This window comes from Lactococcus taiwanensis, assembly GCF_017068355.1.
Taxonomy (GTDB): domain Bacteria; phylum Bacillota; class Bacilli; order Lactobacillales; family Streptococcaceae; genus Lactococcus; species Lactococcus taiwanensis.
Genome location: NZ_CP070872.1, coordinates 424,620 through 438,599 on the forward strand (window position 1 = coordinate 424,620; position 13,980 = coordinate 438,599).

The 13,980-nt window shown below is 41.4% G+C and carries 11 protein-coding genes and 1 tRNA gene; 5 read left to right on the forward strand and 7 right to left on the reverse strand.

The features are described from left to right. Positions 1–34: 34 nt before the first annotated feature. The 5 genes from glpO to JW886_RS02210 all read right to left on the reverse strand — a co-directional run bounded on the left by glpO (position 35) and on the right by JW886_RS02210 (position 6,549). A complete protein-coding gene (glpO, locus tag JW886_RS02190; protein WP_205872190.1) occupies positions 35–1,864 on the reverse strand; it encodes a type 1 glycerol-3-phosphate oxidase in 1,830 nt (609 codons plus the stop codon). Positions 1,865–1,893: 29 nt separating this feature from the next. Further along, entirely contained in the window at positions 1,894–3,387 is a 1,494-nt protein-coding gene (gene glpK / locus JW886_RS02195; RefSeq protein WP_205872191.1) for a glycerol kinase GlpK, read from the reverse strand. Positions 3,388–3,533: 146 nt separating this feature from the next. Further along, positions 3,534–4,985 (reverse strand): AcpB/EbpR/MafR family transcriptional regulator, encoded by a 1,452-nt coding sequence (locus tag JW886_RS02200; RefSeq protein WP_205872192.1) that lies wholly within the window; start codon positions 4,983–4,985, stop codon positions 3,534–3,536. A gap of 132 nt (positions 4,986–5,117) precedes the next feature. Next, a tRNA-Leu gene (locus tag JW886_RS02205) sits at positions 5,118–5,203 on the reverse strand. Between the two features lie 59 nt (positions 5,204–5,262). After that, the gene (locus JW886_RS02210) at positions 5,263–6,549 is read right to left on the reverse strand and encodes a BaiN/RdsA family NAD(P)/FAD-dependent oxidoreductase (RefSeq protein WP_205872193.1); all 1,287 of its coding nucleotides are present in this window, start codon (positions 6,547–6,549) and stop codon (positions 5,263–5,265) included. A gap of 37 nt (positions 6,550–6,586) precedes the next feature. On the opposite strand from JW886_RS02210, the gene JW886_RS02215 reads away from it, so the two are divergent. The 5 genes from JW886_RS02215 (at position 6,587) to JW886_RS02235 (ending at position 12,679) form a co-directional block, all read left to right on the forward strand. Continuing rightward, positions 6,587–7,414 (forward strand): NAD(P)H-hydrate dehydratase, encoded by an 828-nt coding sequence (locus JW886_RS02215; RefSeq protein ID WP_205872194.1) that lies wholly within the window; start codon positions 6,587–6,589, stop codon positions 7,412–7,414. Positions 7,415–7,556: 142 nt separating this feature from the next. After that, a complete protein-coding gene (locus JW886_RS02220) occupies positions 7,557–9,368 on the forward strand; it encodes an ABC transporter ATP-binding protein (protein WP_205872195.1) in 1,812 nt (603 codons plus the stop codon). Next, positions 9,365–11,212 carry an ABC transporter ATP-binding protein gene (locus tag JW886_RS02225; protein WP_205872196.1) on the forward strand — a complete coding sequence of 616 codons (1,848 nt, stop codon included), beginning with the start codon at positions 9,365–9,367 and terminating at the stop codon, positions 11,210–11,212. Before JW886_RS02220 ends, JW886_RS02225 begins: the two co-directional genes overlap by 4 nt. Before the next feature lie 159 nt (positions 11,213–11,371). Further along, the gene (locus JW886_RS02230; RefSeq protein ID WP_205872197.1) at positions 11,372–11,878 is read left to right on the forward strand and encodes a hypothetical protein; all 507 of its coding nucleotides are present in this window, start codon (positions 11,372–11,374) and stop codon (positions 11,876–11,878) included. Between the two features lie 129 nt (positions 11,879–12,007). Further along, complete coding sequence (locus JW886_RS02235) at positions 12,008–12,679, forward strand: YcjF family protein (protein WP_205872198.1); 672 nt, start codon at positions 12,008–12,010, stop codon at positions 12,677–12,679. Between the two features lie 24 nt (positions 12,680–12,703). Here the strand turns inward: JW886_RS02235 and JW886_RS02240 are convergent, their stop codons facing one another. Continuing rightward, entirely contained in the window at positions 12,704–13,723 is a 1,020-nt protein-coding gene (locus JW886_RS02240) for a Gfo/Idh/MocA family oxidoreductase (protein WP_205872199.1), read from the reverse strand. Next, the gene (locus JW886_RS02245) at positions 13,707–13,874 is read right to left on the reverse strand and encodes a hypothetical protein (RefSeq protein WP_196756708.1); all 168 of its coding nucleotides are present in this window, start codon (positions 13,872–13,874) and stop codon (positions 13,707–13,709) included. The genes JW886_RS02240 and JW886_RS02245 overlap by 17 nt, the downstream gene beginning before the upstream one ends. Positions 13,875–13,980: the final 106 nt, after the last annotated feature.

The following is a 13,980-nucleotide window of genomic DNA, read 5'->3' on the forward strand; positions in this document are numbered from 1 at the left end:
ATAAATTTAGTGGGCGTTTGTTCCATGTTAACTCTTATAAGCCTTTCAGTTCTGACAAAGCAGACTCGCGCAATGCCTTCTCTAACAGTTCTTGTTGGCGAATTTTTTCGGCTGGGGACCAACCTAAGAAATGGTTCATTACATTGATAACAGGGCCTTTGATTTTATCCACCCCTTCAATCATGAAGAGGATATGGTTGGTCCGTCGGAGTAAATAATCCACTGGAGTTAGAACCATCTCGTCTTCTAAGGCATAACGCAACTTCGCTGATTCAGCAAGTGTTAATCCTTCGTAAGGTTCCATTTCTTTAGCATATTCAAAGATTTTTAAGGAGTTCATGCCATAGAAATCAGCAATATAAGTCGCTTCCGCTTCGCTTAATCCAGCTTGGACTCCAATTTTCATATTTTGAGTAACCGTTTCTGCTACTTTTGTAGGATCGAATTCTCCGCCGGAAATTTGACATTTTTTGGAGTCTATAGGTGTAAATTTTAAACCGTAATCTTCATCTAGCAATTGACAGATTAATTCCATTGCACCTGCTGCCATCTTCCGGTAGTCTGTTATTTTGCCCCCTGCAAGTGTAATTAAACCATCAGTTTCACGCTCTAAGGAACTCCCTCGAGAGACAGAAGAAGGGGCATCCCCTTTTTCAGACAGACTGGCTTCTAAGTGATTAAGGATATGTTCCACTTCAGCCTTTGTCGCTGTCTTATTTTGATAACGCATAACAGCATCAACGACCAAATCAAAACTTTTTTCAGAAACGGCTCCATTATCACCCCCATTGTAATCCGAGCCAGCATTCCCTCCAAGTAAGGGTCTTAAGCCAGCCCAAGAGGCCTCAATATCATCCAGTGTCAGCTTAGCATCCGGATAACGGAAATTGATTACATCAAGTAAGTAGTCAACATCTTCTTGAGTCACCTTAGGGTCAGTGAAGTCGCCATGATAGTCGGTATCTGTTGTCCCAAAATAAGTTTTATTTTCACGAGGAATCGCAAATACCATACGTTTGTCATGTTTTCCTGTATCGAAATATGTCGGTTGTGGGATTGGCAGTTTTTTGGAGTCGACAACAAGATGAACGCCTTTAGTGGGACGCATTTTAGGAACAATAGCGCGCGTAAAGTTCAAATATCGAATCTTATCTACCCATGGGCCACTTGTATTGATAACGAGGCGAGCCTTTACTTCCACGACCTGGTTAGTTAGAAGATCGCGCGCACGCACACCAGCTATCTGACCATCTTCATAGAGGAAATCGATCACTTTCATCTTACTGATGGCATAGGCACCAAGTTCTACGGCTTTTTTGACATTATCAATAACCAGCCGTGCATCGTTGTTACGATAATCCAAATAAATACCGGCACCTTGAAGGCCTTCTTTTTTTATCATCGGTTCTCGGCGTAACACTTCCTCAGGTGAGATGGTGTAATTGGCATAGGTAGAATGCTCAATACCAGCTAGCCTGTCATACAAATCCATAGCAATCTTTACTGAGAACATATCAAAGGTCGTAGGACCTTCGTCGTTATAAATTGGTAGTAGCATAGGATCTGGTTTAGGAATATGTGGAGCAATCCCTTGCACAATTGCACGTTCTGATACGGTGTCGGAGACCACCTCAACGTCGAAATTTTTTAAATACCGAATCCCTCCGTGGACTAATTTGGTAGAGCGTGATGAAGTACCTTCAGCAAAGTCTTGCATCTCAAGCATTGCAACTTTCATACCTGATCCTGCTGCTTGCAATGTTAAGCCGGCACCCGTAATACCCCCACCAATAACCAATAGATCAAGCTCATCATCTTGAATTGCTCGAATTGCTTCTTGTCTTGTTTTCTTTGAAAATGCCATTTTATTTCTCCTCCATATATCATTTCATATTATTTAAAAGCTTGTGTCGCGTTAACTGCTTTTTTCCAGCCTTCATAAAGTTTTTCGCGACGGTTGGAAGACATTTGTACTTGGAAGATTTTACCAGCTTCATAAGACTCACGAAGTTCATCCATGTCTTTCCAAAAGCCAACGGCGAGTCCTGCGAGGAATGCAGCCCCAAGTGCAGTGGTTTCTAAATCGCTGGCACGTTGAATAGGGATGTCTAAAATGTCGGCTTGGAACTGCATTAAATATTCATTGTTAGCAGCACCGCCATCTACTTTGAGTACTGGAATCTCGATACCAGTATCTTCTTTCATCGTACTGATGACATCTCTGACTTGATAAGCGATGCCTTGAAGAGTTGCTTTAATAATGTCTTCTTTTGTGGTTCCGCGGCTTAAACCGAAAATAGCGCCCCGAGCTTCTTGATCCCAGTAAGGTGCGCCCAACCCAACAAAAGCGGGGACAACATAGACTTCATCTTGATTGGAAGATTGCCTTGCTGCCGCTTCTGAATCACTTGCGCGTTGGAGCATTTTTAAACCATCCCGCAGCCACTGAATTGATGAGCCAGCTACAAAGATACTCCCTTCAAGCGCGTAGTACACTTTACCATTGATCCCATATCCAATAGTGGTCAAGAGATTATTTTTAGAAATTTGTGGCTTTTCGCCGGTGTTCATAACAATAAAGGAACCCGTTCCATAGGTGTTTTTGACCATACCAGGTTCAAATGCCATTTGACCAAACAGAGCGGCTTGTTGGTCACCAGCCATTCCGGAGATAGGAACTTCTGCACCAAAGAAGTGGAACCCTTTGGTCACCCCATAAATTTCAGAGTTAGACACAACTTTAGGTAGGAGTGCTTGAGGAATATCTAAGAGGTTTAGTATTTCTTGATCCCACTCTAAGTCGTGAATATTATAGAGCATTGTTCGACTTGCATTGGAGTAGTCAGTGGCATGAACTTCTCCATCAGTTAATTTCCAAAGTAGCCAAGTGTCAATGGTGCCAAAGAGGAGTTCTCCTTTTTCTGCACGCTCTTGAGCACCTTCCACATGGTCTAAAATCCAACGAATTTTAGTTGCGGAGAAGTAAGAATCGATAATAAGACCCGTCTTCTCATGGAAAATTGTCTCGTGGCCAGCTTCTTTTAAACCATTGGCAATACTTGAAGATTGTCGGGATTGCCAAACGATGGCGTGATAGATCGGTCTACCTGTCGCCTTTTCCCAAACGATGGTGGTTTCTCGTTGATTGGTGATTCCGATTCCCGCTACTTGACTCGGTTTAATTCCAGATTCAATGAATGCACCAGCAATAACCGATTGGACTGAATTCCATATTTCATTGGCATCATGTTCTACCCAACCGTCTTCGGGAAAATATTGGGTGAATTCTTTTTGAGAACTTCCGATGTGCTTTCCCTGTTTGTCAAAGATAATTGCACGTGAGCTTGTCGTTCCTTGGTCGATTGCCATGATGTAGTTTTCTTGCATAGATTGTTTCCTCCATTTTTTGAAATCGCTTTCTATATTTATATTGTAGCATGAGTATTCTAAAAAAAACTTTCAAAAACTAACTTTTTTTAAAAGTTTTTGAAAGCGGTAATAAAAAAGAAAAATCCTTTCTAAAGCGAAAGAATTTAATGAGAAAGTCTGTTTTGTTTGAGGAGTTCAATTTTTTGAGTCAATAAGTGGAGGTTTTGTTCAAGGTTAAAATCATCTAGAAGATAGACATTTTCACGTGGCTCATCTCGTTGATTTGAAACTAACAAGTCATAACTTTTGTCAGGATTGAAAGGTTCGATGCTGATATTTTCAATACTCCGAAGCTGTGATTTGAGGAGTTGTTCTAAAGGGATGTGGAAAGAAGGGTCTTCGGAGAGGTCATAAGCAATCGTGACTTGACGTGTAAAAAGTACCTCTAAGAGGAGTAACATATTCGTGTAACCGAATTCGAGGTCATTAAAGCCATTCTGTTGCGGAAAATAAGACTGCGCTATTTCCAATAGCTTTTTGAGGAGGTGCTGTAGGCTCTGATCCATCATGTTTTTTTCATAGTCCATGAGTTGAACTTTTTGGTATCTAGAAAGTGTTCCCTTAAAAAAGTAGAAGCGATTGTTCACTTGAGAAAGTTGATAGCTGAAACTTTTTTCTTCTTCTATAGCGAGACGATGTGTTTGATAATGTTTGAGGGCGCGTTCCCGTATAGCAATATCCAGCAAGACGACCGGAATCTTTTGACTTTGGCTGACGTAAAAACGATAGTAATCTTCTCGAGACAAAATATAAAAAGAAATTAAAAACTCAAAGAAAATAATGGTTTCATAATTTTCTTTGCTGACTTTATCTTCATAAATAGACTGATAAAAAACAGAGTCTAGAAGTTGATAGAGATGATTATCCTGATAAAAACTTTTCTGTTTTTGGGCCAGCTGATTTTTTCGGCTTTCAACCATTTTTCGTTTATCAGCGATACGTAGCCAACAGTTTATTTTGGCCTGACTACTTGGTGAAAAACGAACACGAAGAGTCTCTTCTAATAAGTTCACAACTTGTTGACTTTGCTTGCTCGGAGATAGAAAGGAAGGACGGAAATTGGGATGGAGGGTTTGCCAAAGAAGGTAGTAGAAGTAACGTATTTGACTTTCTTCGCCGTTCATCTGATTATTTTTTATTACTAAATCAAAGGGTTTTAAGAGGATGTTTAGTTCTTTGATTTTGCGAAAAAGGGTGGATTCACTAATCATGAGATGTGCTGACAGGCTGGTAATTGTAAGAGCCTGTTTTTCAAGCAAAGCGCAAAGTAAGTTGTATTTGATGCTTTCTTTAACAAAAGCGCCCAATATTTTATCAAAAGTTTTGCCAGTTGAGAGGCGGGCGTAAATATGGTTCGCATTTCTAATCATTTGAAAACATTGATGCACTTTGCCCCAATCCTGTAAATCTTCTAAATAGAGCTCGAGAGAAGGACGTGAGAGTCTGATTTGCTCACCTAGCTGAGAAAGTGTAGGCGGATTTTTTTCTGAAATTAGTTGTTTGAGCAGTTCAAGTTGAAGTTGCTCTTTTTTTTCTAGTAATATTTCGAGATTCACTAGAATCCTCACTTTTTAAATAACTTTTTATTTTGTAAACGCTCTTATATTTTAACATATTTCTTTTTTGGGAGAAGAAAAAGCGTTCAAAAAAAAGACGAAGCAGGTTATGCTTCGTCTTTCTTTGAATGATGCGGTGGGAGGGACTTGAACCCTCACGACCTAAAGCGGTCACAGGATCCTTAATCCTGCGCGTCTGCCAATTCCGCCACCACCGCAAAACAGTACTTTAATATAGTACCATTTCTTATAAAATTGTGCAAGTATGAACTGATTTTTAGACGGAGAGTCCTCTTAGTTCACTAATTTGATCTGTTGCATGAAGGCCTGCAACATAACCTGTTACAAAAGCACAAGTAATATTGTAGCCTCCTGTATAGCCGTTAATATCTAAAAGTTCCCCTGTCATAAATAAGCCCGCCGTTTTTTTACTTTCAAGTGTTTTAGGGTTAATCTCCTTGAGAGTAACACCTCCACCCGTTACGAAGGATTTTTCTATCGGAAAAGTATGTTGGATATTAATTGGAAAGGCTTTGAAGCTTTCTGCTAAATGTTGAAGTTGCTGAGGTGAAAGACTTTTGGCAGGGAGGTTGCTCTCAATTTTATTGAATGCTAAGAGAAAAAGGAGGATCCGTTCCTGAGTGAGAGGGGCTAGAGCATTTTTGACAGACTTGTCAGTAGCTGATAGCTTGGTCAGCTTATCCGTTAATTGGGCAAGGGATTGGTCAGGGAACTGATCGAGATGCACGGTGACAGAGGCTTGGCCTTTAGAGAGTAATTGATTGATAAAACTAGAACAACGCAAAGCAGCTGGTCCAGAAAGTCCAAAATGTGTAAAGAGCAAATCGTGTTGATGAGCAATGACCGTCTTTCCCTTGCCGTTCAGAACAGAGAGCTGGACTTCGCGCAGAGAGATTCCCTGTAAACTTTTATTTTGGATAAAAGAATCATCAGACAGAAGGGCTGACTCCGTTGCATAGAGGGGGCTGATTGTGTGACCCGCTGTGCGTGCGAGACGATAACCATCCCCTGTGGATCCTGTCGAGGGATAGGCGCGTCCCCCTGTTGAGAGCACCACTGACGGTGCGTGAAATGTTTCTTGATCAGTTACAACACCCTGGACTTTTCCGTCTTCAAGAAGGAGATCGGTGACAGCTTGATTGGGGAAGTAGCTGACATGGAGACTTAATAATTTGTTAAATAATGCATCAACAATTGTTTTTGATTTATTAGTCACAGGGAACATGCGCCCATGATCTTCCTCTTTCAAGGGGACACCATTGCGTTCAAAAAAATCGATAATATCAAGATTAGAAAATTGAGAGAATGCGGAATAAAGAAAGCGCCCGTTGCCAGGAACATTGGACAATATTTCGTCAACAGAACGTGCATTGGTGACATTACAGCGACCACCACCGGTCATCAGTAATTTTTTACCTACTTTTTTATTTTTATCAATTAAAGCCACTCGTGCGCCTTGTTGTGCAGCTGAAATAGCTGCCATCATGCCGGATGGTCCTCCACCTACGACAAGGACATCGAAATTTTTTTCTGTTTTAGTCATGGTTTAATTTTACCATGAAATGCGGTAAAATAGCAGTATGATTGAACTGACAGATGATATTTTATTTAAAACAATAACAAAAAGACCAGCGCATTCTCATAAGGGAACATTCGGCCGTTTGCTCATCATTGGAGGCAATGAAACCTATGGGGGCGCAGCTATTTTAGCAGCTTCAAGTGCTGTTTATTCTGGTGCAGGATTAGTGAGTGTGGCGACCGCGCCTTGCAATCATGCTGCTTTGCATGCCCGGTTACCAGAAGCCATGGTGGCAGACTATGGGGATAGAACACAAGTAAAATCACTTCTTGCAAGTGCTGATGTGATTGTTATTGGTCCAGGTCTTGGTTTAAACAGGGGGGATTTGGTTGAGTTAGTAATGGAGGAGGTGCGTGAGGAGCAGTGGGTAGTTGCTGATGGTTCTGCCCTTACGCTTATTGCGCAGAAACAGCTTGCTTTACCTTTTCCACATAAGACAGTCCTCACTCCGCATGAGAAGGAACTGGAGCGTCTTTCTGGACTAAAAATTGGGGGGCAAACTGTGCCGAAAGTTCAGGAATTTGTGGAGGAGTTGGGCGCTGTTGTCGTAGCTAAATCTTCGGAAACAAAAATTTTTGCACCCGGACAAGAAGTTTATGGTTTAACGATAGGTACTCCTGCACAAGCAACAGGTGGCATGGGTGATACGCTTGCAGGCATCATTGGAAGTTTTCTTGGGCAGTTTACTACAGAAAATTTACAAGCCATCACGGCGGCGACTTATCTTCATAGTAAGATTGCAAAGGAGCTTGCAAAGACAGCTTACGTTGTCTTACCTACTCATTTGATTGAAGAGTTGCCCCGAATGATGAAGAAATATGAAGTATAAAAGTTACTGACAGAGCTGTCAGTAACTTTTTCTGCTATTTTTATTCAAAAATGCTATAATATGAGTCATGAAACTAATGGCATTAAATATAAACTACAAATAATAGTTTGAAATTTTTGATGGGGAAGAAAAAGGAGATGCGATGTTAAACATAGGCCGCCGCTATTTAAATTTTTGGCCCGTCTTTTGGGCGCTTTTTTTATTAATCATCCAAGTTGTGACCAACCTCTGGTTACCAACGATTACCGCAGATATCATCAATAAAGGGATTGCCCAATCCGATATGACCTATATTTGGACGATGGGTGCTGTAATGCTCGCTGTTGCCCTTATCAGCTGGCTTTCTGCAATAGGAAATGTTTATTTTGCGTCGAAGCAATCCCAAGGGTTGGGGAAAAAATTGCGAGGGGATTTATTTAAGAAAATCCTTTTTATGGATGAGCGAAATTTTCAGGATTTTGGTGACGCTACACTGATCACACGCACAACGAATGATGTGACACAGTTGCAAAATGTGTTTCAGACCATGTTGCGCATGATGTTGATGGCGCCTATGATGTTGATTGGTTCTATCTTTATGGCATGGCATTTGTCGCATGACTTGATGTTGGTTTTTGTGGTTGCTCTGCCTGTATTGGCCTTAGCAGTCGTGATTAACATTGCGATTGCCATGCCTCGTTTTCGTAGCATGCAAACGAAGATCGATAAGATTAACCTTATTTTTCAGCAGGGTTTAACAGGGGTACGAGTGATTCGGGCCTTTAACCGGGATGATTATGAGATAGAAAAGTTTGATGAAGCTAACCGGGATTTGACCCATACAAGCCGAGTTGTTCTGACGACGATTGCCTTATTAATGCCAATCATGACTGTGATTCTAAGTTTCACAAATATTGGAATCGTCTGGTTTGGCGCACGTTTAATTAGTCAAAAAATGATGGAGGTGGGAGCGCTTGTCGCCTTTTTGACTTATGCGACTCAGATACTGATGAGCTTTATGCAGCTTTCGGCAGTTGCGGTGATGGTCCCACGTGCTCAGGTTTCAGCTCAGCGTGTTCGTGAGGTTTTGGAAAAGGAAGATAAAATCAAAGATCCAAACCCTACTGTTGCGAAGGAACGATTGTCAGAGCTATCACGGCATGCTTTGCAATTGGAGCAGGTCAGCTTTAAATTTGATGCAGCGGCACGAGAGGTGCTGACGGATCTGTCAGTGACTGTTGAGCAAGGCGAAACACTTGCCATTATTGGTGGAACAGGGGCTGGCAAGACGACACTTTTGCATTTAATTGCCCGCCTGATGGATCCAACTTCGGGAAACATCAAGCTGGGTGGCGATGACATTCGTCTACTTTCTCAACATGTGCTCCGTGAAAAGGTGGCATTGACACAACAAAAGGCGGTCCTGTTTTCAGGAACAGTACGCTCTAATTTATTGTTGGGAAAAGCAGATGCTACTGATGAGGAGATGTGGGAAGCGCTTTCTCTTGCACAAGCGGCGAATTTTGTTAAAGAACAGGGCGGATTAGATTTGGTTGTCGAGCAAAATGGGGCCAATTTTAGTGGGGGTCAACGACAACGCCTGGCGATTGCACGGACACTCATTAAACCCGCTGAGCTCTATTTATTTGATGATTCTTTTTCTGCATTAGATTTTGCGACAGACCGTAAGCTTCGCCAAGCTATTGCGCATTCTCAAAAGCACCAAGATAAGATAAAACTCATTGTTGCACAACGTATCGCAACGGTGATGACTGCTGATCAAATCATGGTATTGGAGAATGGCCATATTGCAGGGTTGGGGACACATGAAAAGCTGGCCCAGACTTGTCCAGCTTATCAGGAAATTATGCGCTCACAACTTTCGGACCAAGATTTACAAAAGTTGGGTGTCAATTGGAGGCAGTGGGAAAATGAAACTTCAACTGCTCTCTTGAAAGGAGGACAACACTTATGATGCGAGGCAGTCAATTGAATCGTGGAGGCAAGGGAGCGGGGCGTTTTAGTAAAGCTGCGCGCCCACAAAATTTTTGGCCAACACTGATACGCTTATTTAAGTACATGAGAAGAGATTTTTGGGGTGTCCTTTTTTCTCTTTTGATTGCTGCTGTATCAGTCCTCCTCTCTGTACAAGCTCCAAAGATTCTGGGAGAGGCGACCACGGTTATCTTTAATGGGATTACCCAAGGGTTTCAGAAAAATACGGCGCCCGACATAAATATGACCAAAGTGACCATGATTTTAAGTGAAGTTGCTGTGATATATCTAATCAGTTTTGTGTCCGGTGTCGTACAGCAAAGCATTATGACTCGAATTTCTCAGCGGACGGTTTATGCTTTGCGCCGTGCTTTTAAAGCTAAAATGCAAAAGTTACCTGTGGCTTACTATGACACGCACAATAACGGTGATATCATGAGTCGGATGATTAACGATATGGATAATATTTCAGGAACACTCAATCAAACCCTCATACAATTGGTAACCTCCGTTTTACAGTTTGTTGGAACAATCTACTTTATGCTTACAATTTCTTGGCAGTTAGCACTTGTAGCTTTTGTTACAGTACCGCTTGCGATGCTGACAGTGAGGATTGTAGCGCCTTTATCCCAAAAATTTTTTTCAGAGCAACAAAAAAATCTTGGCTTACTCAATAATCAAATCGAAGAAAACTATGCTGGACATACCGTAATTAAGAGCTTCAATCATGAAAAAAAAGCTCAGGAAGCCTTTGATCAGCAAAATGAAGCCTTTTATCAAGTCGCGTGGAAAGCTCAGGTTGTCTCTACTTTGATTTATCCTACCATGCGTTTTATTAATAATTTAGACTATTTAGCGATGGCTGTGATCGGTGGACTTAAGGTCATCTCAGGGACGGTCAATCTGGGCGATGTACAAGCGATGCTGCAATATACCAATCAATTTGCTCAACCTATTACCAATATTTCAAACATGATGAACACCATCCAAGCTACAGTTGCTTCAGCTGAACGGATATTTGAAGTTTTAGATGAAGAAGAACTTGTCGAGCTACCTCTTGCATCGGTAAAAGTTACTGACAGCATGGTCAGTGCTCCACCTTTTATCCGTTTTGATCAAGTGGGCTTTAGCTATAATGATGAGCAACCTTTGATGACGCAGGTAAATTTTGAGGTTGAAAAAGGGGAAATGATCGCGATTGTAGGTCCTACTGGTGCTGGGAAAACAACATTGATTAATTTATTGGAGCGATTTTATGAGGTCACTTCGGGCAAAATCTCACGCAATGGAGTAGACATTCGGGCAATCAATCGTCAAGTGCTTCGTCAAAGCATGGCCATGGTCCTTCAAGAAACCTGGCTCTTTAGCGGCACCATCTGGGATAATCTACGCTACGGTCGGCTTGAAGCTACAGATGAAGAAGTACTCGCTGCAGCTAAAATGGCGCATGCTGATGAATTTATTACCACACTTCCTCAGGGCTATCAGACTGTTCTCAATGAAGAAGCAACAAATATTTCACAGGGACAACGCCAGCTTTTAACGATTGCCCGTGCTTTTTTGGCCAATCCCGAAATCTTGATTTTAGATGAGGCGACTTCAAGTGTAGACACGCGCACAGAGCGGTTAATTCAAAGTGCCATGAACCGTCTGCTTGTGGGGCGTACCAGCTTTGTCGTTGCACACCGCCTTTCAACCATTCGTGAAGCGGATCAGATCTTGGTAATGAATAAAGGAAATATCGTAGAAACGGGGACCCATGAGGAACTCCTCGCCCAAGAAGGGATGTATGCCGACCTCTATAATTCACAATTTGCTGGCTGACCAGCTCGTCAGTAAACTTTTTAACATAAATAATAAAAAAATAAGAATTTGCAGCAGGCAAATTCTTTTTTGCATCTTGCTTTATTTAATTTTTTAAAAATAGTATAATAAAATTATAAGAAAAAGATGAAAAACGTAACTCGCAGAAAGGAGTCTCATATGTTTGCAGGATCGTATAAAACAAAAGCTCATCGTCTCTATCTCTCTCGGCTTGGAATGGTCGGTTCCGTCATCAGCTTTTTGATGCTAACACTGATGATTCAATGGCCGCTGCTTCAATCAGAACGTGAATTTTCTAATTTTAGTTTAGTAATGCTTTGGGTAGCGCCCGTTCTCATCTCGTTTGGCTTTGCGGGTATTTACTACGGTATCGCTCGTTGGCGTGCTACCAAAAATAACCTCAGCTATAGTTTTGGGGTGACCCACCACTGGACATTAGCTAGCCTGCTGCCCGTTGCGGCGTTGGTTTCGCTCGCAGAGTATTTTATGTTACAACCTGTCCCGACCGCTTTCATTCACTCGGCTGGTTTAATTACTGCTTTGGGTGTGTATCTGATGCTTCTAGTGAGCCATCGGACTATTGAGCGGCACAACCAAATCCTTCTCTTCTCCTATGGCTTTTATGCTCTTGCAGCGACACTCCAAGTTGTCTTGATGCTGCTCTAACTCACGTATTCTCGTCTACTTGAAACGACCAATCCTGTTTAGTGGGATTGGTTGTTTTTTGCGTCGTTTTTTTACTTCAAGCTGAGAGTTTTTGTTATAATGAAGACAAGATTAGCTGAAAGGAGTCTCATGTTTAATAAAGGAAAAGATAAAAGTAATTATTCAGAAAAAGATGCAAACAGGTCTCAGGAAAAATCAGAAGGTTTTGATGAATTTTTCAATCAAGTATTGCTTAAAATGCCAGCCAAATCCGCAACACTTATCCGGAACTCACTTGGACAAACTAAAGTGAAAGCCGAAGCCTTTTTAGCCAAAAATGGAGAAAAGTTGGATCATCTTTTTGATGAATATTTAAAAAATGTTGATGAAGTTACACGTCGTAAGTGTCATGAGACCATTCATTTTGCGACATTAGCAGCTGCTATCGTCGGCTTTTCTCCCATTCCTTTTTCTGATGCCTTTTTGCTGGTACCTATCCAATTGACAATGATGATGCGCCTTCATAAATTATTTGGTGCCTCTTGGTCTGAAGGGCTTGCCAAAGGCTTTACAAAAGAACTTGTCGTGGTTGGTTTGGGACGAAGTGTCGTAGGAAACGTTATTAAGTTTGTGCCTGCAGTAGGAACGGTTACAGGCGGCATAATCAATGCCACTGTTGCTACGACGATCACAGAAACATTGGGTTGGGTAACCGTCAAAATGCTTAATGATGGTGAAGATATTTTTAATGATGTCTTAACGTTTCAAGGGCAATTTAAAGGATTGCTCAAAAAAATTCAAAAATCAAGAAACACCAAATAAAAAAAGAAGGCTTAGCCTTCTTTTTTATTTTTTAAAACCATTTTCCAAAATTTCAATGACTGTCAGCATTTGTTCATCACTGACCAGCTTGTCAGCACCATTGATAATTGAAGCATAAGCAGCATCATAAACGCGTGCATAATCACCAGCGACTGTTGGAATTGTTTTAACAATACGATCTCCGTTTTGGTTGTAGTAGGTCAGATTTCCAAAGTCTGCTGGACTATCTTGGCCAAAGCCTGTAGAACCTGGCATCATACCTAATTTCAGATCATTTTCTTGTTGATCAACATCCTGTTTAATGAAAGTGCCCCGTGTTCCGTAGACTACCCATTTTGGATGAGGAAGGGCAGCAACTTCAGTCGCTGCTACAGTCGCACGTAAGTTAGGATAGAGCAGGTTGACCGAAAAATAATCATCTACGCTGTCTTTATCGCGTGTAGAACGAATATCATATTGCACTTGCTGTGGTTGACCAAAGAGCGAAACCATTTGATCGACCATGTGAACCCCGTGACCATACCAAGCCCCATCAAAATTTTTACCTGGTTGTGCATCATTAGGGCGAAAATGATCCATATTGACAGTGATATCAATAAGTTCACCTAAATAGCCTTTTTCAATGACAGATTGAACAGTTAAGAAATCACTGTCAAAACGGCGATTTTGGAAAGGCATAAAGAATAAGTCCTTAGAGCGAGCAATTTCAACTAACTCCTTAGCCTGTGCTAAAGTCTCAACCAAAGGCTTATCACACAACACGTTTTTACCGCCTAAAAGTAACTGTTTCGCGAAATCATAATGAGCGAAGGCTGGAGTTACGATGACTGCTAAATCAATGCTGTCATCGTTGATGATATCATTGATATCTGTTGAAAAAAGCGTTCCTTCAGCCTCAAGCAGAGCTTGCTCGGGACGCTTTCCTAAAGTACGGTTAACCACCCGCTTGATGACGATGTTTTCACGAGTTTTAACAAAGGGAATATGATAGCGATTGGTGGATTTACCAAAGCCTACATAGGCGATATTAAGCTTTTTTGTCATTCTTTTTGTTCTCCATTTTTTCGCGTAGGGCAGCGATTTTAGCTTGCGTCGCATTTTTAGTATTGATACCTTTTCCGCCTACCGTTGAGTTTTTTTCATGAAATTTTCCGACAGCTTGCTGTCCTTTGTGATCGAGTTGATATTTTCCCATTAGAAAATGTTTCCTATCGTTTTTTCTAGCAGATGCTGACAGGTCTGTCAGCGTTTTTTTAATAAAAAATTTACTGACAGGTCGGTCAGTAAATTCCAGAGTGCTC

What these genes read in the sequence shown, in the direction of transcription:
- JW886_RS02210 (WP_205872193.1), bottom strand. Translation starts at nt 6,549, where the DNA reads ATGACTAAAACAGAAAAAAATTTCGATGTCCTTGTCGTAGGTGGAGGA.
- glpK (WP_205872191.1), bottom strand. Translation starts at nt 3,387, where the DNA reads ATGCAAGAAAACTACATCATGGCAATCGACCAAGGAACGACAAGCTCA.
- JW886_RS02230 (WP_205872197.1), top strand. Translation starts at nt 11,372, where the DNA reads ATGTTTGCAGGATCGTATAAAACAAAAGCTCATCGTCTCTATCTCTCT.
- JW886_RS02215 (WP_205872194.1), top strand. Translation starts at nt 6,587, where the DNA reads ATGATTGAACTGACAGATGATATTTTATTTAAAACAATAACAAAAAGA.
- glpO (WP_205872190.1), bottom strand. Translation starts at nt 1,864, where the DNA reads ATGGCATTTTCAAAGAAAACAAGACAAGAAGCAATTCGAGCAATTCAA.
- JW886_RS02220 (WP_205872195.1), top strand. Translation starts at nt 7,557, where the DNA reads ATGTTAAACATAGGCCGCCGCTATTTAAATTTTTGGCCCGTCTTTTGG.
- JW886_RS02225 (WP_205872196.1), top strand. Translation starts at nt 9,365, where the DNA reads ATGATGCGAGGCAGTCAATTGAATCGTGGAGGCAAGGGAGCGGGGCGT.
- JW886_RS02240 (WP_205872199.1), bottom strand. Translation starts at nt 13,723, where the DNA reads ATGACAAAAAAGCTTAATATCGCCTATGTAGGCTTTGGTAAATCCACC.
- JW886_RS02235 (WP_205872198.1), top strand. Translation starts at nt 12,008, where the DNA reads ATGTTTAATAAAGGAAAAGATAAAAGTAATTATTCAGAAAAAGATGCA.
- JW886_RS02245 (WP_196756708.1), bottom strand. Translation starts at nt 13,874, where the DNA reads ATGGGAAAATATCAACTCGATCACAAAGGACAGCAAGCTGTCGGAAAA.